The 18,709-nt window shown below is 40.2% G+C and carries 23 protein-coding genes; 12 read left to right on the top strand and 11 right to left on the bottom strand.

Annotated features, from left to right (window positions below):
• Positions 1-3: 3 nt before the first annotated feature.
• Entirely contained in the window at positions 4-1,089 is a 1,086-nt protein-coding gene (locus tag NSS65_RS18305; protein ID WP_211043686.1) for a Rap family tetratricopeptide repeat protein, read from the bottom strand.
• A 518-nt stretch (positions 1,090-1,607) separates the two neighbouring features.
• Between NSS65_RS18305 and NSS65_RS18300 the strand changes: the two genes are divergently transcribed.
• The 3 genes from NSS65_RS18300 (at position 1,608) to NSS65_RS18290 (ending at position 3,812) form a co-directional block, all read left to right on the top strand.
• Positions 1,608-2,372, top strand: coding sequence for a transporter substrate-binding domain-containing protein (locus tag NSS65_RS18300; protein WP_024423857.1), 765 nt, complete (start codon positions 1,608-1,610; stop codon positions 2,370-2,372).
• A gap of 70 nt (positions 2,373-2,442) precedes the next feature.
• Entirely contained in the window at positions 2,443-3,087 is a 645-nt protein-coding gene (locus tag NSS65_RS18295; RefSeq protein WP_024423856.1) for an amino acid ABC transporter permease, read from the top strand.
• Positions 3,084-3,812, top strand: a complete 729-nt coding sequence (locus tag NSS65_RS18290; RefSeq protein WP_034281322.1) for an amino acid ABC transporter ATP-binding protein — start codon at positions 3,084-3,086, stop codon at positions 3,810-3,812. Before NSS65_RS18295 ends, NSS65_RS18290 begins: the two co-directional genes overlap by 4 nt.
• Positions 3,813-3,897: 85 nt before the next feature.
• On the opposite strand, the gene NSS65_RS18285 is transcribed toward NSS65_RS18290, so the two are convergent.
• Positions 3,898-4,281, bottom strand: a complete 384-nt coding sequence (locus tag NSS65_RS18285; protein WP_024423854.1) for a VOC family protein — start codon at positions 4,279-4,281, stop codon at positions 3,898-3,900.
• 118 nt (positions 4,282-4,399) lie between these two features.
• Here NSS65_RS18285 and NSS65_RS18280 point away from each other — a divergent pair, with 118 nt between their 5' ends.
• Positions 4,400-5,581: a class I SAM-dependent rRNA methyltransferase gene (locus tag NSS65_RS18280; RefSeq protein ID WP_214755325.1), complete on the top strand. Its 1,182-nt coding sequence runs from the start codon at positions 4,400-4,402 to the stop codon at positions 5,579-5,581.
• Positions 5,582-5,617: 36 nt separating this feature from the next.
• Here the strand turns inward: NSS65_RS18280 and NSS65_RS18275 are convergent, their stop codons facing one another.
• Together NSS65_RS18275 and NSS65_RS18270 are read right to left on the bottom strand one after the other, a co-directional pair.
• Complete coding sequence (locus NSS65_RS18275) at positions 5,618-6,298, bottom strand: CidB/LrgB family autolysis modulator (RefSeq protein WP_024423852.1); 681 nt, start codon at positions 6,296-6,298, stop codon at positions 5,618-5,620.
• Positions 6,292-6,675, bottom strand: coding sequence for a CidA/LrgA family holin-like protein (locus NSS65_RS18270; protein ID WP_081338894.1), 384 nt, complete (start codon positions 6,673-6,675; stop codon positions 6,292-6,294). The genes NSS65_RS18275 and NSS65_RS18270 overlap by 7 nt, the downstream gene beginning before the upstream one ends.
• A 165-nt stretch (positions 6,676-6,840) precedes the next feature.
• On the opposite strand from NSS65_RS18270, the gene NSS65_RS18265 reads away from it, so the two are divergent.
• The 4 genes from NSS65_RS18265 (at position 6,841) to NSS65_RS18250 (ending at position 9,733) form a co-directional block, all read left to right on the top strand.
• Positions 6,841-7,728, top strand: a complete 888-nt coding sequence (locus NSS65_RS18265) for a LysR family transcriptional regulator (protein WP_039182411.1) — start codon at positions 6,841-6,843, stop codon at positions 7,726-7,728.
• A gap of 17 nt (positions 7,729-7,745) precedes the next feature.
• A complete protein-coding gene (gene thiM / locus NSS65_RS18260; RefSeq protein ID WP_070326171.1) occupies positions 7,746-8,570 on the top strand; it encodes a hydroxyethylthiazole kinase in 825 nt (274 codons plus the stop codon).
• The gene (thiE, locus tag NSS65_RS18255; protein WP_041115395.1) at positions 8,557-9,225 is read left to right on the top strand and encodes a thiamine phosphate synthase; all 669 of its coding nucleotides are present in this window, start codon (positions 8,557-8,559) and stop codon (positions 9,223-9,225) included. The genes thiM and thiE overlap by 14 nt, the downstream gene beginning before the upstream one ends.
• A gap of 133 nt (positions 9,226-9,358) precedes the next feature.
• On the top strand, positions 9,359-9,733 hold the full coding sequence (locus NSS65_RS18250; RefSeq protein WP_034281317.1) for a nuclear transport factor 2 family protein: 375 nt from the start codon (positions 9,359-9,361) through the stop codon (positions 9,731-9,733).
• Positions 9,734-9,745: 12 nt separating this feature from the next.
• Here NSS65_RS18250 and NSS65_RS18245 read toward each other — a convergent pair whose 3' ends face one another.
• The 3 genes from NSS65_RS18245 to NSS65_RS18235 all read right to left on the bottom strand — a co-directional run bounded on the left by NSS65_RS18245 (position 9,746) and on the right by NSS65_RS18235 (position 12,256).
• Positions 9,746-10,084, bottom strand: a complete 339-nt coding sequence (locus NSS65_RS18245; protein ID WP_070326170.1) for a DUF4288 domain-containing protein — start codon at positions 10,082-10,084, stop codon at positions 9,746-9,748.
• Between the two features lie 319 nt (positions 10,085-10,403).
• Positions 10,404-11,945 (bottom strand): cation acetate symporter, encoded by a 1,542-nt coding sequence (locus NSS65_RS18240; RefSeq protein WP_070326169.1) that lies wholly within the window; start codon positions 11,943-11,945, stop codon positions 10,404-10,406.
• On the bottom strand, positions 11,942-12,256 hold the full coding sequence (locus NSS65_RS18235; RefSeq protein ID WP_034281315.1) for a DUF485 domain-containing protein: 315 nt from the start codon (positions 12,254-12,256) through the stop codon (positions 11,942-11,944). The genes NSS65_RS18240 and NSS65_RS18235 overlap by 4 nt, the downstream gene beginning before the upstream one ends.
• A 315-nt stretch (positions 12,257-12,571) precedes the next feature.
• Here NSS65_RS18235 and NSS65_RS18230 point away from each other — a divergent pair, with 315 nt between their 5' ends.
• A complete protein-coding gene (locus NSS65_RS18230; protein WP_070326168.1) occupies positions 12,572-12,835 on the top strand; it encodes an SEC-C metal-binding domain-containing protein in 264 nt (87 codons plus the stop codon).
• A gap of 608 nt (positions 12,836-13,443) precedes the next feature.
• Here NSS65_RS18230 and NSS65_RS18225 read toward each other — a convergent pair.
• Positions 13,444-14,022 (bottom strand): hypothetical protein, encoded by a 579-nt coding sequence (locus tag NSS65_RS18225; RefSeq protein WP_139142194.1) that lies wholly within the window; start codon positions 14,020-14,022, stop codon positions 13,444-13,446.
• Between the two features lie 607 nt (positions 14,023-14,629).
• On the opposite strand from NSS65_RS18225, the gene NSS65_RS18220 reads away from it, so the two are divergent.
• From NSS65_RS18220 to NSS65_RS18210, 3 genes are all read left to right on the top strand, one after another.
• Entirely contained in the window at positions 14,630-14,797 is a 168-nt protein-coding gene (locus NSS65_RS18220; protein ID WP_170825853.1) for a hypothetical protein, read from the top strand.
• Positions 14,798-15,124: 327 nt separating this feature from the next.
• Positions 15,125-16,252: a Rap family tetratricopeptide repeat protein gene (locus NSS65_RS18215; protein WP_144496442.1), complete on the top strand. Its 1,128-nt coding sequence runs from the start codon at positions 15,125-15,127 to the stop codon at positions 16,250-16,252.
• Positions 16,242-16,526, top strand: coding sequence for a hypothetical protein (locus NSS65_RS18210; RefSeq protein ID WP_041115399.1), 285 nt, complete (start codon positions 16,242-16,244; stop codon positions 16,524-16,526). The genes NSS65_RS18215 and NSS65_RS18210 overlap by 11 nt, the downstream gene beginning before the upstream one ends.
• 250 nt (positions 16,527-16,776) lie before the next feature.
• Here the strand turns inward: NSS65_RS18210 and NSS65_RS18205 are convergent, their stop codons facing one another.
• The 3 genes from NSS65_RS18205 to NSS65_RS18195 form a co-directional block, all read right to left on the bottom strand.
• Entirely contained in the window at positions 16,777-17,445 is a 669-nt protein-coding gene (locus NSS65_RS18205) for a glycosyltransferase family protein (protein WP_326135219.1), read from the bottom strand.
• Positions 17,438-18,127 (bottom strand): class I SAM-dependent methyltransferase, encoded by a 690-nt coding sequence (locus tag NSS65_RS18200; protein WP_326135220.1) that lies wholly within the window; start codon positions 18,125-18,127, stop codon positions 17,438-17,440. The genes NSS65_RS18205 and NSS65_RS18200 overlap by 8 nt, the downstream gene beginning before the upstream one ends.
• A gap of 302 nt (positions 18,128-18,429) precedes the next feature.
• Positions 18,430-18,570, bottom strand: a complete 141-nt coding sequence (locus NSS65_RS18195; RefSeq protein ID WP_008345506.1) for an anti-repressor SinI family protein — start codon at positions 18,568-18,570, stop codon at positions 18,430-18,432.
• Between the last annotated feature and the right edge of the window lie 139 nt (positions 18,571-18,709).

Raw genomic sequence — 18,709 nt, 5'->3', positions numbered from 1 at the left:
TTCTTAACAAGTTTTCAAGGACAACGCCTTGTTTCTAAAATAAGAGGATTCTTCATGAAGCCCAAGATCCGTTAAGTAAGCTGCTGCATCCTGACAAATAGCTTCAAGGTCAACAAGGAAATTCATTGTTTCTAATTGATCGCAATAAGCCTTGATTTGCTCAATCATGTTGTCTGGCTGAATCATAAGTGTTTCTAAAATGGATAATTTAAGTGAAATGTTTCGTTGTTTTAAATTTTCTGCTTTTTGAAGTGAAAGCTGTACATAATAGTGGAACAAACCTGGCTTTTTCAGCTTAAAAAGTGCTTTTGTGTAGGCGTACATGGCAAGTAAATAGCCGCCTGGAGAAGAAGTTTCGAATGATTCTATCATTAAAGCCTTTTCTAGAAGCGGCACAGCTTCATTGTATTCATTTCTTAGACTTTTAATAAAGGCTGCATTGCAATAGGCATGTCCAAGTAAATCTGGATCTTCCATCTGTTCTAGTGAATGAATCACTTCTTCGAACAGCGATTCTGCCTCATCATATTTCGACTGATCCGCATAATTCAAAGCAAGCATCATTTGACAGCTGATTGATTTTTTCACATAACATGGATCTGCGTCGTAAATAGATGAAGCCATCTTTAAGTGGTGGATGGAGAGAAGCGTGGACCTAATATTATAGTAAAGACACCCAGTTTTATAATGAAATTCGGCTTTTTCAATGTCATCGTGCACGAGATCTAATTTATCCTCGGCCAATTTTAAATGGTGAAATGCCGTATCCTGATTGCCTCTGCGCATTTCATACATCCCTTTAAAGAAATAGAAATAATAGCTGAGCATATCATCCGTACGGATGGCATTTTCATCAACAAAAAGACTATGATCTAATGAAGCTGTATCTTCTATTAGATCTTTAAAACGGTACTCTAGCAGTTGATAGTAAAGTAAGACGTCTTGATTTTCTTCCATTCGATCAAACGCTTGAAGAATGTCTTCTTTTAACTGGATGGCACCTTGTATCTCTCTTTTTTTCATCATGACATACCAATCATTGAGCATATTCGCTACATCAACGGACGACAAAACACCTGCTTCTGCCAATTCTTATCCTCCTTTCTTCATCTATCAATATCCGTTCTTCTGAATCAACTTCCCATATTCCAGTATCTTCTTATATTTTAAGCTCTCTCGTGCAGTTTGTAAAACATGTTTTTTGATGTAAATTCAACCAGTAGTGAAAGAAATAGGGAGACACCGCTCTTTTGTATACGCTTACATTTTTTCGGGTAAAAAGAGGGTTTTGGGAAAAATATATTACAATATCAATATAGAGAGGAAGCAAGTTGTTGAGTTTGCTTTCGTATGCAAGGGAGAAACATCATTTATCAAGGCGCTGCCTCGTTTTTTGTGAGATTATCTCACATCATAATTGTGAATGACTCTTCTTTTAGAATAAAATGAGTTATTCGCAAAAAAGTAAAATTTAAAGAGACTATTGATCTAGAATTGTATGGATCTTTGGTATTGATAAAAAATATCACACACTATAGCTTTAGCGTGGTATAGTATTATTGTTATTGCGAATATTTAGACAAAACTGACAATGGGGGTCGTGTTTTATGAAGAAATCGATGTTATTGATCATGGGACTAATTGTTGTGCTTGTCATGGCAGCCTGTGGATCAAAATCGGACAGTGGTTCGGGAGAAGGCAAAGGCACATATAAAATCGGGATAGATACAACTTATCCGCCATTTGAATTTGAAAAGGGCGGTAAATATGAAGGGATAGACGTTGATTTAATTAATGCAATCGCGAAAGACCAAGGTTTCAAAGTGAAGCTTGAAGCCATGGACTTCTCAGGTATCATTCCAGCGATGCAGGCAGGACAGCTTGATGTTGGAATGGGCGGGATGAGTATTACAGATGAGCGTAAGAAGAAAGTAGATTTCTCAGATCCTTACTTCGACGCTGGACTGACAGTTGTTGTGAAAAAGGACAGCAGCATCAAATCTATTAATGATTTAAAGGGGAAAAAGCTAGCTGTTAAAAACGGGACGACTGGTGCAAAGTTCGCATCTGATAACGCAGATAAATATGGGTATGAAGTCGTTCAATTTAATGACAGCCCATCTATGTTCCAGGAAGTATCAAACGGAAATGCAGATGCCTTAATTGAGGATTATCCTGTCATTACGTATGCGATCGCACAACAAGATTTAAAATTGAAAACAGTTGGAGACCGCTTGAATGGAGACCAGTATGGTATCTCTGTCATGAAGGGGAAAAACCAAGACCTATTGAAGAAGATCAATAAAGGCCTTGAGAACCTAAAGAAAAACGGTGAATATGACAAAATTATTGATAAATATTTGAAGTCATAACTCAAGCGAGGCGCGCTCCGAGCGCGCTTTCTTTATGTGTCAGCCGTATGTGAATTAGGGAGGGAGAAACATGGATACTATTATTAATGCATTTCCGTATTTAATGGATGGTTTGCAAACCACTTTATATATCTTTGTTGTTGCCATCATTTTAGGGTTTATCATCGGTTTAATTGTGGCATTATTCCGTCTGTCACCATTTAAAATCTTAAATTTCATCGCACTCGTCTTTGTGAATGCCATTCGAGGCACACCATTTATCGTACAGCTATTCTTCATTTATTTTGGTTTGAATACACTTGAATTCATTTCGCTTGATCGAGTGCCCGCAGGGATTATTACAGTAGCGATTAATGCAGGGGCTTATTTCTCAGAAATTATTCGTGCAGGGATTCAGTCTATTGATAAAGGACAAACAGAAGCTGCGCGCTCTTTAGGCTTTACAGGGGGGCAAAACATGCGCTTTATCGTCCTACCGCAGGCATTCCGCCGCATGCTCCCAGCGATTACAAACCAGGCCATCATCAGCTTGAAGGATACATCTCTCTTATCTATTATCGGAATTGCCGATATTATGCAGCGAGGACAAGTTCAAGCATCGGCTACATTTGATCCTTTGAATGTCTGGCTCATTGTCGGTGTCATTTATTTCGTGATCATTTATTTACTTTCTCTACTGGCTAGCTACGCAGAAAGGAGATTTGATATCAAATGAGTATGATTACGGTGAAAAACTTAAAGAAATCCTTTGGCGATCACGAAGTGTTAAAGGATATTAATGCAGTCATCGAGGAAAAGGAAGTCGTGTGTGTCATAGGTCCTTCTGGATCAGGGAAAAGCACGTTTCTAAGATGCCTCAATAAATTAGAAGATATCACGGCTGGAGAAGTCGTTGTCCACGGGCACACGATTACAGACCCAAAGGTGAATATCAATAAAGTACGACAAGAAGTAGGCATGGTGTTTCAGCACTTTAATTTATTCCCTCATAAAACCGTTTTAGAAAATATTACGATTGCACCGATAAAAGTAAAAGGCATCGAGAAGAAGGCAGCAGTCGAAAAAGCGTTAGACTTGCTTGAAAAAGTCGGCTTAAAAGACAAAGCTCAAAGCTATCCTAACCAATTATCTGGTGGACAAAAACAGCGTGTAGCCATTGCAAGAGCGTTGGCAATGGATCCGAAAGTACTATTATTCGATGAGCCGACATCAGCTCTTGATCCTGAGGTCGTAGGGGATGTATTAGCTGTAATGAAACAATTAGCTGTCGAAGGTATGACAATGATTGTGGTCACACATGAAATGGGCTTTGCAAGAGAGGTAGGAGACCGTGTCATCTTTATGGATGGCGGATATATTGTCGAGGAAGACAAACCGGAAGCTCTCTTTGGGAACCCGCAGCATGAGCGTACAAAATCATTTCTTAGTAAGGTGTTATAAAAAAGAGTAAGGGCATGTATATGCTCTTACTCTTTTCTTTATGAATAAATGGGAGAGATTTAGCGGCCCCATTTCCTAGGAAATATTAGCGCTGGAAGAATTCGATCCATTCTTGGTCTGGTCCTCTGAAAAAGAAGTAGCAATATCCATTTGGTAATGTCGTAATTTCTTCATCAATTAATTCAATTTGCAGCTTTTGAATACGATTGAATTCAGCATGAATATTGTCTGTTGTGAAAGCGAGATGATGGACCTTCCCTTCAGATGGCAGGTCACTGCTGTAGCCTTGGATGAGCTCAATTTCCGTTTCGGTTTCATCTTTAAAACCGAGAAAGGCAAGCTCAATCACTCCATTTGTATGAGTGATGCGGTCCTTTAATTTCATGCCCACCACTTTTTCATAAAAATCAATCGACTGATCAATGTTCGAAACCATAATACCTGTATGATCTAAGCGTAATGTCGTCAAACGAAGTGCCTCCTCTATGTCATGTTGATAATTTTCTCCTCATCTTATCATAATAGAAGTAACGTATACATTCATATGGTAGGATAGAGAGAGTCAATTTAGGATAAGGATGACACAAATGAAAAAAATCTCATTAAAACAAACATTTGCGGAACAAGTGAAAAAGGGATATCCGCTCATTTCCAAAGATGCAGTATCGCATGTGAACGGTGTACGGGAAGGCGAGCTCATTGAATGGGTGGATGAGCGGGGCACTTTTTTAGGAAAAGGGTATTATGGTGTACAAAATAAAGGTATCGGCTGGGTCCTAACCTTTGATGCGAACGAAAAAATAGATCAAGCTTTTTTTGTCTCTAGGCTTGAGCAGGCAGCGAAAAGCAGAGCGCATTTATTTCGTGATGCACAGACGACTGCTTTCCGTGTGTTCAACGGAGAGGGTGATGGAATTGGCGGTGTCACGATTGACCATTATGACGGATTCTACCTCATCCAATGGTATAGCGAAGGAGTCTATACATTAAAGGAATATGTATTGGCTGCACTTGAGCACGTATATCCAGACTATAAAGGCATTTATGAAAAGAAACGATTTGATACATCTGGACAGTATATAGAAGATGATGATTTTGTGAAGGGAGAGAAAGGTGAATTTCCTCTCATCGTGAAAGAAAACGGCATGAACGTGGCGGTTTACTTAAATGATGGCGCGATGACGGGTATCTTCCTTGATCAGCGTCATGTGAGAAAAGCGATCCGAGATCGTTATGCAAAAGGAAAGACTGTGCTCAATACATTTTCTTACACAGGTGCTTTCTCAGTGGCAGCTGCGCTTGGCGGAGCGAGCCGTACGACAAGTGTAGATGTTGCAAACCGCAGCTTGAAAAAAACATCTGAGCAGTTTGAAGTCAATGGTATTGATGTGGACGGGCAGGATATCAAAGTCATGGATGTCTTTAAATATTTTCCGTTTGCAGCGAAAAAAGGCTGGACCTATGATCTCGTCATCTTAGACCCGCCTTCCTTTGCACGAACGAAAAAGCACACATTCAGTGCGGCGAAGGATTATAAGAAGCTATTAAAAGAAGCCATCCAAATTACAGCTGAGAACGGCGTCATTGTGGCATCAACGAATAGCAGTGCATTTGGCATGAAGAAATTTAAAGGGTTTATTGCGCAGGCTTTTAAAGAAGCAGGGCAAACCTATCGGATACTTGAAGAATATACCCTTCCTGAGGATTTCCGTACAACGAAGAATTATCCTGAAGGGAACTATTTAAAGGTTGTCTTCATACAAGCATAAGAAAAAGCCATTTTCCAATAAGGGAAATGGCTTTTTTTATAAGGCAAACGACATAAGGATAGGCGCTGCACATAATGTAATAATGGCTGAAATAATCATCGATACACTTGAGATCGTTCCTGAGACGGAGCTCATTTCAAAAGCCTTCGATGTTCCTGCCCCGTGTGCACCCGTTCCAAGCAGGACGCCCATGGCAATGTCATTATCGATGCGGAAGTAACGGATCACCATTGGACCGATAATCGATCCAAACAGTGCGGTTAAAATGACAAACACGGCCGTAACGGACGGCATGCCGCCGATCATCTCTGACACACTCATCGCTACAGGTGTTGTGACCGATCTTGGGACAAGGCTCTCAATAAGGCCTGTGTCCAGATGAAACAACTTGGCGATAAAAGCCGTTGATAAGATCGCAATGACAGAGCCGCAAGCCACATTCAAAATAATTTCCACTGCATGCTTCTTCAGGATATGAAAATACTTATATAAAGGAATGGCAAAAGCAACAGTCGCAGGCTGCAGCATATTCGTGAGCCATTTCCCTCCTTGATTGTAAGCATCGTAAGGAATGTTGACGATTAACAGCAAGACGACAAGGACAAGCGGAGTGACAAGTAACGGTGAGACATAGACCTTCGGATGCCGTTTGTATACCGCTTTTGATCCGAGATATAAAAGAACTGTTAAAATCAGAAATAGTCCGCCAACTAACATAGCTTTTTCCGCTCCTTTCGTTTTGCAATCATTTGCGTCATGATACCAGTTGAGAGCATGACCACAAACGTACTAATTAAGACGACAAGGACAATACTTGTGCCAGATTGAGAAAGCAATTTTCCATAATCAATGACACCAACTGCTGATGGAATAAAGAAAAGTAGCAGTTCTCCGAGCAGCCATACGGCGCCAAGTTCTATCCATTTTAATTGAATGATCTTAAAATGAAGTAATAAGAAAATGACAAGAATGCCTAAGATCGTGCCCGGAATTTTCAAATGCAAAAAGGCCGCCAGCACATTCATGAATTTCGCAAAAATAAACAAGACCATAATCTGAAGGGCAGCAATCAGCGGCGTTTTGAGCAATTTCACTTTCTGTTCACTCCTTTTTCTATATAAATTGTTCAGTGTTTCACAAAAACATGACAACGTTCCAATTGATGAGCTTACTTTAAAGTGTACAGCACGTTCAGTTATAGGTAAAATACATATATCGAATAGTAATTATTCCTTTTGTCTATAGGAAGGATGAAGCATGTGGACATCAGACATTTAACATATTTCTTAGAAGTGGCAAGATTAAAGAGCTTCACGAAAGCATCGCAGTCTCTTTACGTATCGCAGCCGACCATTTCTAAGATGGTCAAAAACCTGGAGGATGAGCTGGGGGTGCAGTTGTTTTACCGGAATGGCCGGCAGGTTGAAATGACAGATGCTGGCCAAACCATGTATACACAGGCGAGTGAAATTACACAGTCATTTCAGAATTTAACGAGCGAATTAAATGATTTAATGAATGTGAAAAAAGGGCATATTCGAATCGGACTGCCGCCGATGATTGGGTCAAGTTTCTTCCCTAATGTCATGGGGGAATTCCGCCAGCAATATCCAGATGTCACATTTCAGTTGGTTGAGCACGGCTCCATTAAAGTAGAGGAAGGGGTCGAGGATGGATCGCTTGATATTGGTGTCATTGTTCTGCCTGCAAATGATAAAATTTTTCATACGTACACCATTATTAAAGAGAACATGAAGCTCGTGACGCATCCATCCCATCCGATGGCTGGTCGTGAGGAAGTACATTTAGCTGATTTAAGGGAAGAGTCTTTTATTTTCTTTAGAGAAGATTTTGTTCTGCACAGCCGGATTTTGAATGAATGTATGAATGCGGGATTTCGGCCAAATGTCATTTATGAAACGTCTCAGTGGGATTTCATTAGTGAAATGGTAGCTGAAAACTTAGGGATTGGACTTCTGCCAGAACGAATCTGCCGTGATCTTGATCCCGAAAAGGTAAAGGTCATTTCCCTAAACCCGTCGATCCCGTGGCATTTAGGTGTCATTTGGCGAAAGGACCGCTATTTGTCGTTTGCGGCAAGAGAATGGTTAAAGCATACGAAATCCTATGTGTGGGATGCAGAGTAAAAGGGAGGATGATACGGATGAAAACAAGCTGCGCGTCTCATTTATTGGAGAAGGTTCGAGAAAAAAATCCACTCGTTCATAATATCACCAATCAAGTTGTGACGAATTTTACAGCGAATGGACTGCTTGCTTTAGGTGCTTCGCCAGTCATGGCAAACGCCAAAGAAGAAGTGGCTGAAATGGCGCAATTAGCGGATGCACTAGTGCTGAATATTGGCACATTAACTAAGGAAACGGTGGAAGCCATGATTCTCGCTGGACAAGCCGCCAATGAAAAAGGTGTACCTGTTTTGTTAGATCCTGTCGGCGTTGGTGCGACAACGTTTCGAACGAATGCTGCTAAACAGCTGTTAGAGAAAGTGAAAATCACCGTTGTCAGAGGAAACGCTGCCGAAGTGGCTCATTTACTTGGAGTGGATGGCTGGGAGTCAAAAGGCGTTGATGCGAAAGCGGCGAATGGAGATGTATCGGCATTAGCCAAACAAGCGTCTATTGCACTTCAGACAATAGTGGTGATCACAGGAAAAGTCGATGTGGTGTCAGATGGAGATGAGGTGCTGTCCATTCATAATGGACATGAATGGCTCACGAAGGTGACGGGAACTGGCTGTTTGCTGACGTCTGTCATCGGAGCATTTTGTGCAGCGGGTGAACAGCCGCTTCATGCGTCGGCAGCTGCATTGATGTTTTATGGTGTCGCCGCTGAAAGGGCAGCTCTGCACGCAATGGATAAAGGACCGGGAACCTTTCAAATGGAATTGTTAAACGCACTATCACACACAACCGGAGATGATGTGCTGACGTTAGGGAAAATAGGAGGAATTTCACATGACAAAGGCTGATCAACAGCAAATCAAACAGCAATTATCGGTTTATTTTATTTTGGGCACAGCGAATACAACGAGGCAGCCGCTTGATATTGTGAAAGAGGCCATTCAAGGCGGAATCACCATGTTTCAATTTCGTGAAAAGGGTGAAAAAGCCTTGCAGGGTGAAGAGAAGAAACAATTGGCTCGCCAAATTCAAGCGCTTTGCCAAGAAGCAAATGTTCCTTTTATTGTGAATGATGATGTACAGCTAGCGATTGATCTAGATGCAGATGGCGTTCATGTTGGACAGGAAGACACAAATGCAAAAGACGTCAGAGAAAGGATCGGGAATAAAATATTAGGCGTATCGACGCATAACCTAGATGAAGTAAAACAAGCCATGAAGGACGGAGCAGATTATGTCGGGATGGGCCCAGTCTATCCAACGGAAACGAAAAAGGATACACGCAGTGTCCAAGGTGTGTCTTTGATCACTGAAGTCCGCCGTCATGGCCTTCAAATTCCGATTGTAGGTATCGGAGGGATCACATACGACAACGCAGCACCAGTGATACAAGCTGGGGCAGACGGTATAAGCATCATTAGTGCTATTAGCCAGAGCGCCGATCCTAAAAAAGCAGCAGAAGAGCTGAAATCACTTGTTGCAGCAGAAAAAGCATCTCTTTAATCTGAAGGAGACATGGATTAAATCAATTCATGTCTTTTCTTATGCCGGGTAAATTAGACAGGAGCTATACAATTGTGTACAATCATATAGTTCGATTATTTTCGAAATGACAGGTAAATAAAGGAGAATGAACATGGAAGTGCTCGATACGTATTTTCGCCGATACGATGAAGCAGGAAAAGGGCAGGAGCAGATGGATGAATTGCTGGCATTGTTTTCTGACGATGTCATGATTGTCTTAAATGGCGCCCAAAAGCCTGGGATCCAAGCGTTCACACAATTTTTGAATACATTTTTCCACGTACATGATGACATTAAGCATATGTGGGATGGGTGGAATAAAAGAGAAGATGGAAAGTATGAAACAAACTGGGCCGTTTGCGGAAAGCTTTCAGATGGCCGTGTCTATACAGCAGAAGGAATTGATATCGCAGAGCTGGACGACCAAGGGAAGATCGTTTATTTAGAAAACGTTCCGAAAAACCCAGAGTTATTCCAGCGCTATTAAAAAGCCGGCTTTTTATTTATCTAGAGAATATGCCTCAATGGCTTCTTGAACAGATGTTTCTTTATCAAAAATAAGGTGGCGGCTGTACACTTCACTCAAGTGCAGTGATTCTTGCTCTAAGTGATCTACAAGCTCAAAGATATCTAGGATGGCTGCTAAACTTATGTTAGTTTGTCCACCTTCTGCATTATCATAGGTTTCTTCTGGGAAGCCTTGTTTGATTATTTCCTTCACTTGACGTTGGTTTTTAGCTTTTACTAAGACAATTCGTTCTTCAAAGATTTTATCAGGTATACTGCTTGGTGATGAGATAGATTCGAATAATAATTTTGCAGAATAAATACTTTGCATATGTCATCCCACTTCTTTCGTGTCGTTTTAAATAATTTCCAGTATGTGTATAATATGATAACATAGGAATGACATCTTGCAGAGAATACATCACTATAAATAGATTCATTACGGGGAGGGATAGGAATGAAGAGTGTGGTTGATAACAGGGGGGAAGTTCATGAAATTCTGTTAATCCTCATTACATGCTGCTCTCTAATCACGTTTAGAAGGGTTGCCAGATTAGAGAAGTATAAAAATAAGTTAAAAAGCCAATTTATACCTTACTGAGATTGAATAGAAGAACACAAGAAAAGCCGGCTGAGCAGCCAGCTTTTCCTTATGAATCAGTATCCATATGCATGCCTGTATGTGCCTTTACTTGAATTTCCGTAAAGGTGTCTTCATCTGCTTTTTCAGAAGAGAATATCGTGCCTAAGTAGGCGGCAAGAAATCCGAGTGGAATCGAGATAATCCCAGGGTTCGACAGCGGGATGAGCGGCTCTCCTGTGAAGATGGCTGCTCCTGACGGGTCCCAGACGCTTGGGCTGAGCGAGACGATGATTAGAGCGCTCAGAAGGCCTGTTAAGCTTCCTGCGATGGCACCCGTAGAGTTAAATCGTTTCCAAAAAACAGTGAAGATAATCAAAGGTAAATTCGCACTTGCTGCCACTGCGAAGGCAAGAGACACAAGAAAAGCGACGTTTAAGGACTGGGCAAATAATGCGAGAATGATAGAGAGGATCGCCACGCCGATGGAAGCAAAACGTGCCGCCTTCACCTGCTCCCGCTCACTCGCTTTTCCTTTGCGGATAATCTGACTATAAAAATCATGCGCAAAGGCAGACGCGGCGGATAGGACGAGACCCGTTACCACCGCCAAAATAGTCGCAAAGGCAATAGCGGAAACAAAGGCAAATAACAAATCTCCTCCAAGAGCTTGTGCCAGAAGAGGTGCGGCCATATTGCCTGCTGCATCTGCTGCTGTGATCGCTTCTGTTCCAACAAATGCAGCAGCGCCGAAGCCAAGGAAAACCGTCATTAAATAAAAAATCCCGATGATCCAAGTAGCGGATAGAACAGATTTACGCGCAGAAATGGCATCTTTGACCGTATAAAACCGGATCAAAATGTGCGGCAAACCTGCTGTCCCAAGCACTAAAGCAAGGTTCAAAGATAGTGTCTCTAAAGGCACATCATATTTATTTCCCGGGTGAAGAAATGCCCCACCGAACGGGGTCGCTGTTTTCATCTGTTCAAACATCTTCAGCAGACTAAAATCAAACTTTGCAAACACAAGCAGAGAAATAATTAACGTCCCAAGCATGAGAAGCACAGCCTTTGTGATCTGTACCCAGCTGGTCGCAATCATGCCGCCAAACACGACATAAATGGTCATCAGGACACCCACGATCAGTACCGCAATCCAGTAATCAATGCCAAGAAGCAGTTTGATTAATGCACCTGCCCCAACAAGCTGTGCAATCATATAAAAAGTAGAGACTGTAATGGTATTAAAAGCGGCAACCCCTCGAATGGCAGGGCGCTTAAATCGTGCAGCGATCATATCGGCCATCGTATATTTCCCCAGATTTCGAAGCGGTTCAGCCACAACGTAAAGAACGACAAGATACGCTACTAGAAAACCAATGCTATAGAAAAAGCCGTCAAATCCGTTTAACGCGATCATTCCAGCAATCCCTAAAAATGATGCAGCAGACATATAGTCTCCAGCAATGGCAAGGCCGTTTTGAAACCCAGTCAGACCTCCGCCTGCTGTGTAAAAATCACTCGCATTGCTTGTTTTTTTCGCAGCAAAATATGTGATGACCAATGTGAGCCCTACGATCGCTACGAACAAAATAAAAGCGGTCATGCTCATTCGTCATCACCTCTTGATTCATTTTTTAAAGCGCTTACATAATTGTCGAACTTAGCTGCTTTTTTCGCATAAAGTCCACATAAAACCCAGGTCATAACAAATTGTGTGAGGGCGAATAACCAAGCCCATGAGATCGCGCCAATTGCCGGCGTGTTCAAAAAGGTGAAGTAGGATGTAGCAACCGGAAGTGAAAAGTAAAAGAGAAAAAAGAAAATCGTCATCGGTACGATAAATCTGCGTTTTTCCTCAAGAAGTTTTCGAAAATCCTCTGAAGCGGCAACCTTCTTATAATGAACTTTTTTGTCTGCCATTGTTTCCTCCTTTGTACGAATTAGGGACAAGGTACTCCAATGCATATGAGACGATCTGGCTGTTTATGACAGTATATCATAAAAAAGGCACCCGAAAAGGGTGCTGAGCCTGATCAAAACATGACTTTATCTTGAGGTATTGTGTTAAGTCGAGAAGGGGCAAAAATTCTATTAGACGAAATAGCATCTTTGGAAGAGTGAAATCTAGAAAGGTGACTGACCGTCTTGCAGATGCAAGACGGCATTTTTTGGTAATATATGATAAAATTGTTTAGGTAATTAATGGGTTGACCCTGTTGTTGTAGGGGGAAGGCAATGGTTAAGACAATATCAAGAAATGACCCGTGTTTCTGTGGTAGCGGGAAGAAATATAAAAAGTGTCATAGTGACATTCATCCTGAATCAAGAGCTGCTCGGCTTATCCAGACATACAGAAAGTACGAACGAAAAATAGAAGATTATCAAAAATCAACAGGTAATATTCCTCCATGTCAAAAGGGGTGTTATAACTGCTGCTATGAGGACTTTTCTATAATTGAAATTGAGTTTGAATTTATTATGCGTGAGTTGAAGACTTGAAGCAAAGATCGAGTAGAAAAAATATATGATACTGTTTTAGATCAGTGTGAAACAATTAAAAATGAACGACCTGACACCTGGAGAAAATTTAGAGGTATATGTCTCGAAAGACGTTGGCACAATACTTGTTGAACAATTGAAATAGCTTTATAAAAAGGGTGTTTTGAAGTCGAGGATCAAGGAGAAAATCGTATTATGGAATATAAATTAGTGCCGGTACACGCCGATGGAACAGTCGCGTGCTGAAAGCTTAATTGAAACATACAAGGATGGTATGTTAGATAAAGATGATAAAAATTCATTCCAGAGAGGTTTTCAACTGTGCCTTATAGATTTCGGATATAAAATAATGGAAAAGTGAAATTCAACACAAGAAGCCGTAAATGGCTTCTTTTTTTATGTAAAAAGGGTTGTTTTACGAGGAGAAGAATGAGAGGGCTTACCGATCGTCTGCACGCTGCAACACTTTCTATACGCTTACCACTATTAATGCAGAACCAAAATATTTTCAGCAATTTCAAAAATTTTGTGTTGAAGTCTTATATTAAGAGTAAGCAGGCTCTTACTGGAGCCTGCTTTTTTTATTTATTGTTGCTTAACAGTAATTTTTAAGGTATTTTTACAGTATATGCTAAGTCGACAAACATAATATTTACGCCTACATCAACTTTCTTATATTTGTTTTTAACTGCCCATGCAACCGCACCAGAAGTTCCAGCAGTAATAGCCGCAGCGGCTCCGGCACCCCATGGTCCAGCAGCAGCAATTTTGCTTGTGTACCAACCGATATATCCGGCTGCAAATCCACCTGCTACTATGGCGTTCATGCTTCTAACTTTCGGTCCTAATTTGAGGTGTAGACCTACAAAACCATAAGCCTGCATGTCACCTTTTTTCTCATTCTCTTCAAAGCTAAATTCTTCTGATTTCATAGAAGTCATTAGTTGACTGTCGTGTTCTGAAATTCCCATTTCCATAAGGGTTTCTTTATCAGCTGTAAAATGAATATTTCCATCCTTATCTAATTCGAAGTAATTAGATAGTTTCTCTGCTAATTCCAATTGTTTTTTATCTACACTGACTGGAGGGGTCTCATTATTACCTTGATTGGCATGACTAATCATTGGAGAAGAGAAACCAAATGTAATAGTAAGCACACATAACATTACTAGAAATTTTTTAAACATACGTACCACTCCTATTTGTTTTTTGGGGTAACGCATACATGATATTTCCTTCTATTGGGGTGGAATACTTAGAGGTTAAGGAGAGTAATAAAATGTATTTATTCTTATTCACTTTGATTTATTGTGTAATCACACACATTTTTAATTTGTCCTATGAGTTTTCTTTTGGGGTGTATTTTATAGGTCTAGGTTTGATCAAAGGACTTTCCAGCGGGGAAATTAAAGACATCTTTAATTTCAAAAAGACAAGGGACGTGTTCAAAGAAAACAGATTTATAGATTCTTTGATGGAATTGTTTTCTTTGATAATAGTGTTTATTAATGCATACATAATTGATTATGAACCATTCTCTCCCTTTGAGTTTGTTTATACTTTTTTCTTGATTGTAATTCTATACAGATTCCTATTTTGGGGAATCATAAGAGAGTCAAAAAAATGGTTGCATAATGAGGCATAGGAGTCATGGACTTATAAGAATCACTCACTTTCTTTGATATATTTTCATGCTACCATTTATTTCTTGATAATTGGTAATGTGATGGAAATTTTCTTTTTGGGTTGCGGTGACCGCAATATAGGTTCTTTTATTTGGGAGGAGAATTTATGATGACTGTAATACCAGTATTGATGATGTTAATTGGTGCTTCCTATTTTGCTGTTTATATGATAAAACGTAAAAATAATAAAGAAAAAGAGATGGGTTATAAAGTTGTTTTTGCCGTTGTTTTCTTTTTACTGAGTGTCCCATTCATCAATATGGTCATCACTGGATAATAAAGAACAGGCTAAAGAGCCTGTTTTTTTTGTTTCTAAAAAAACATAGCGCCTATTTCAAACCACCAAGAGCGTTCATGTTCGTTTTAAGCACCTTTATTTATGCTCGGGTATTTCCATAGTGTGATGCTTCAAGAACGCTTATATGGGATTTAAATGCGTTAACTGCTGCGATAGCATCTAAAGATTGATATGTCTTGTGTCCTACTTGCTTACAAAGTGTTTGCGTCATGCCGAAAACTTTACATATGAATGGAAAAATAGGATTTTATTAGGAATTATTGTGCTAACATTTATTAAAAATTGGTTTTCTAGGGGGGATTGTAGATGGCGTCTATACCGTCTCCAGTTGTAGCGATCAAGATAAATGAATGGTATAAGCATATAAAAAGATTCAATGTTAAAGAGGCCCATATGCTAAGGGAAGAGATTAGAAAAGATATAGATGTCATGGAAGAAGATGAACAGGCGGTTCTTTATTTTCAGCTGATGGAGTTCCGTCACCAATTGATGACAGACTATGTGCAGCCTTCTAAAGAACCACTTGAAAAATCTGATTACTTGAAAGCTGTAGAAGGACAAGGAAAGAAGATGTCAGCCATTCTTGAATACTATTTTAATTTTTTTCAAGGAATGTATGAATTCAAAAATGGTGAGTTTATTAGAGCTATTGTGTTCTATAAGCGCGCGGAAAAGCGCCTGGAGCAAGTAGGGGATGAGTTAGAAAGAGCGGAATTTTACTACAAATTATCAGAAGTGTTTTATCACATGAAACAGACACACGTGTCTATGTATTACGTTGGTCTTTCTTATGATACCTATAAGGCACATAAGAGCAATTCACTTTATATGATTCGAGAAATTAATTGTCTAACTGTTATGGCAGGTAATTTCATTGATTTTGAATGCAGAGAAAAGGCGCTTCCTCATTTATTGTCAGCTTTAGAAAGATCTAAGGCAATTTCTAATAAGCCAATGATTGTGAAGTCATTATTTAATATTGGTTGTTGTTATAAAGGATTAGGTGATTTTAATAGGGCACTAGCTTATTTTAATCAGGTTATTCTTGAAGGAGAGCCTATTCATGCTACAGAGTTGCTTTTGGTTTATTATGAATTATCTTTATTTCATTTGAGTCAAAAGGAATTTATTGAGGGAGAAAGATTTTTCAAAAGAGGCTTGGAAGAAGCGAAGAATAGAAAAAATGATCTGTTTTTATCGTTGCTGATGGTATTGGAAAATTTATTTTTAAAAACAGCAAACCTAAGTGAGGTCTTGAGCTCGTTGGAAAAATTAGAGAACGAGAGGGGTTATCCATACATAGAAGACCTAGCGCTCGAAGCGGCTCGGTACTATAATGAGAATGGGCGTATGGATGAATCTGTAAAAATGTACGAAAAAGTGATGTACGCCCGAAAACAAATCCAAAGGGGCGACTGTTCATATGAATTTTAAAACGGTTCTTACTGGTTTTTTGAGTGCTTCAGCATTGCTAGGTGTGATCTCATTATCATCTGTCGATTTTGATGTGAATTCAAGAAATGCTACTTCTCCAGAATCAACTGATCTGACAGTAAGAAATGCTACAGGCAGTAGCGTTACTACTCAAGATTTCCCTCTTATAACTTTATCTCAACATGATAACGATTTTGCTGTGAGGAATGGAACCCGTTCTAGTGTAAATCCGGATATTCGTTTTGGAACACGTGATTCTAGATTATCTACTTGATGAATCAAACAGACCTTTAGGTCTGTCAGGCTGTCGAGAAAATCTCGACAGCTTTATTTTCCCGGAAAGGTTATCGGTTCTACAAATCAGATCCGAAAGCATGTGCTCCGTGTCCTTTTCTTGAAAGCTGCACAAGATCTTAAAAGCACCAAAAGACCCATTCTCACCTAACATCATGACGTGGAAAATAAAAAAGAATGTAGAAAAACATGAGTTTCTCTACATTCTGGGCACCCGAAAAGGGTGCTTTCTATCGATAATTTGCAAGAAATGTTTGTCTCGCTTTTTCATATGTTTCCGCATCAAAATGATCTCCGCATTTATGAATACACCAAGGCTCTTCTTGTCTTGCAATCCCAACTTCATAGCCCTTCTGAGTGAATTCAAAGGACTGCGAAACATCATAAAAATGAAAGCCATCAAAGAGATCCTCACGCCACTTCACATCATACTGCGTCGCCATGAAAAGACCATCAATGGCCGCAGCTTTGATATAATCTTGCGCTTCGGGCTGCTGACGGCCTCTTTCAAACGAAAGCAGCTGATAGGTGTCGTGACGATATTCAATGACTTTTCCCCTGCAATCAGAACTCTCCCACCAAATTCCATTGTCAGGCACGCATTCTGCTCCAATCACTCCAACCATGCCAAGTGATGGATTTTGTAAAAAAAGCGGGATGAGTTCAAGCAGCATATGCTGTTTGACAATCAGGGTATCCTGATGAAGATAAATTTTAAACTGAGCTGGATGAGTGATGGCTTCATTGTATGCAGAGGTCATACTTGATGCCTGTCTGATGGGTAAGACCTCCACATGGTATCCATGAGGAGCCGGAAGTGAAGCGAGCTGCCGGAAGCAAGCTTGAAACATCGATTCATCATTCACACATAAAACAAACAGAATCGTCGGATTACTCATGAAATGGAACCGCCTCGACCACATATTGATAGGCTGTAGCAGACTCGTGGAAATCAGAACGAATGCCGTGTTTCATGAGTAATTCATGTAGATCATTCAACACGCTTGCATAGGAAGGATGCTGTACGCGAATGGCCTCGAATTCGCGAATGCGAAAACCCGCTGAATGAAAGAGTGCATGTATTTCGTGAAGGGTGAAGAAACGTAAATGTGTTTGATCCATTAACCCTGCATCTGTATAAGTAAATCTGCCGGCTAGTAATTCTAAAACCGTTGAAATGTGGCCGATATTTGGAATAGATGACAGGATGGCACCCTCTTTTTTAAGGAAGGGTTTCACCTTTTTTAAAACGGCCCAAGGGTCCAATAAATGCTCGAGGACGTCTCCGAAAATCATGCAGTCAAATTGTTCATGTTGATAAGGGAGAGCCAGCTGTTCAATATTTCCGCAGAGAACATGATCCAGCTCTTGTTCCGCCTCTTTTGCTGCATCTTCAAATGACTCAATGCCATAAATGGTCCGGCCCTTTTGTTTCAGGACTTTTCCAAGCTTGCCTGTGCCGCATCCGATATCCAACAAAGACGTCCATTCCGCGCGGATACGGCTGACGATGACCGGGTTTACCCCATGATAATACTGATCCTTTTTTTGGTGATAATACGAAAGGGAATCTGAACTCACGCTCTACCCACCTTTCTGCTTTCTCGTTGTTTTCATGCTTAATATATGGGTGGACAGCTTGGTTTTATAACGAGAGAAGGACAATTTTCATGAATAGCGGCTAAAAAGGAATCATATAAAGAACAGGAAACGGACTGTCCTCCTAATATAGAAAGACAGAACCCCATTGAGTGGAAGGGATTGGTATGGAGAGGTGTTCAATTATTGTAGCGTATCGTCATGAAAGGATTTTCAAAAGGTCAATTGACAGGTCAGAACTTATAGCCAAAGCAGTCTGAAAGACAAAGGATAACGGCGTTGATTTACGGTTTGTTTATCATCTTCTGATCACCGTTGGATGTTAAAAAAGCTTGTATTTCTTCGATGCCTAGTCCAATTTTTTTCGCTTCCTGAATCAAATAAACCCACTCTTCGTCAACTCTTCTTTTCACTTGCGTATCCATAATATCCTCCAGTTCAATAAGACATATTCACTGCAACCAATGACTTGAACAAACCGTCTAGTAACTGTACGTGTGGTTGAAAACAGCGCAAAATAAATTTTGTCGAAAATGATGACATTTAACCTATTTTGTAAAATCT

This window comes from Bacillus sp. FSL K6-1006 (genome assembly GCF_038593175.1).
GTDB classification, from domain to species: domain Bacteria; phylum Bacillota; class Bacilli; order Bacillales; family Bacillaceae; genus Bacillus; species Bacillus safensis.
Note: the sequence above shows the minus strand (reverse complement) of the source record. Positions and strands in the feature narration are given on the sequence as shown.

What these genes read in the sequence shown, in the direction of transcription:
- NSS65_RS18295 (WP_024423856.1), top strand. Translation starts at nt 2,443, where the DNA reads ATGGATACTATTATTAATGCATTTCCGTATTTAATGGATGGTTTGCAA.
- thiE (WP_041115395.1), top strand. Translation starts at nt 8,557, where the DNA reads ATGACAAAGGCTGATCAACAGCAAATCAAACAGCAATTATCGGTTTAT.
- NSS65_RS18275 (WP_024423852.1), bottom strand. Translation starts at nt 6,298, where the DNA reads ATGTTAGTTGGCGGACTATTTCTGATTTTAACAGTTCTTTTATATCTC.
- thiM (WP_070326171.1), top strand. Translation starts at nt 7,746, where the DNA reads ATGAAAACAAGCTGCGCGTCTCATTTATTGGAGAAGGTTCGAGAAAAA.
- NSS65_RS18230 (WP_070326168.1), top strand. Translation starts at nt 12,572, where the DNA reads ATGGTTAAGACAATATCAAGAAATGACCCGTGTTTCTGTGGTAGCGGG.
- NSS65_RS18195 (WP_008345506.1), bottom strand. Translation starts at nt 18,570, where the DNA reads ATGGATACGCAAGTGAAAAGAAGAGTTGACGAAGAGTGGGTTTATTTG.
- NSS65_RS18290 (WP_034281322.1), top strand. Translation starts at nt 3,084, where the DNA reads ATGAGTATGATTACGGTGAAAAACTTAAAGAAATCCTTTGGCGATCAC.
- NSS65_RS18240 (WP_070326169.1), bottom strand. Translation starts at nt 11,945, where the DNA reads ATGAGCATGACCGCTTTTATTTTGTTCGTAGCGATCGTAGGGCTCACA.
- NSS65_RS18250 (WP_034281317.1), top strand. Translation starts at nt 9,359, where the DNA reads ATGGAAGTGCTCGATACGTATTTTCGCCGATACGATGAAGCAGGAAAA.
- NSS65_RS18205 (WP_326135219.1), bottom strand. Translation starts at nt 17,445, where the DNA reads ATGAGTAATCCGACGATTCTGTTTGTTTTATGTGTGAATGATGAATCG.
- NSS65_RS18210 (WP_041115399.1), top strand. Translation starts at nt 16,242, where the DNA reads ATGAATTTTAAAACGGTTCTTACTGGTTTTTTGAGTGCTTCAGCATTG.
- NSS65_RS18280 (WP_214755325.1), top strand. Translation starts at nt 4,400, where the DNA reads ATGAAAAAAATCTCATTAAAACAAACATTTGCGGAACAAGTGAAAAAG.
- NSS65_RS18215 (WP_144496442.1), top strand. Translation starts at nt 15,125, where the DNA reads ATGGCGTCTATACCGTCTCCAGTTGTAGCGATCAAGATAAATGAATGG.
- NSS65_RS18225 (WP_139142194.1), bottom strand. Translation starts at nt 14,022, where the DNA reads ATGTTTAAAAAATTTCTAGTAATGTTATGTGTGCTTACTATTACATTT.
- NSS65_RS18235 (WP_034281315.1), bottom strand. Translation starts at nt 12,256, where the DNA reads ATGGCAGACAAAAAAGTTCATTATAAGAAGGTTGCCGCTTCAGAGGAT.
- NSS65_RS18245 (WP_070326170.1), bottom strand. Translation starts at nt 10,084, where the DNA reads ATGCAAAGTATTTATTCTGCAAAATTATTATTCGAATCTATCTCATCA.
- NSS65_RS18300 (WP_024423857.1), top strand. Translation starts at nt 1,608, where the DNA reads ATGAAGAAATCGATGTTATTGATCATGGGACTAATTGTTGTGCTTGTC.
- NSS65_RS18220 (WP_170825853.1), top strand. Translation starts at nt 14,630, where the DNA reads ATGACTGTAATACCAGTATTGATGATGTTAATTGGTGCTTCCTATTTT.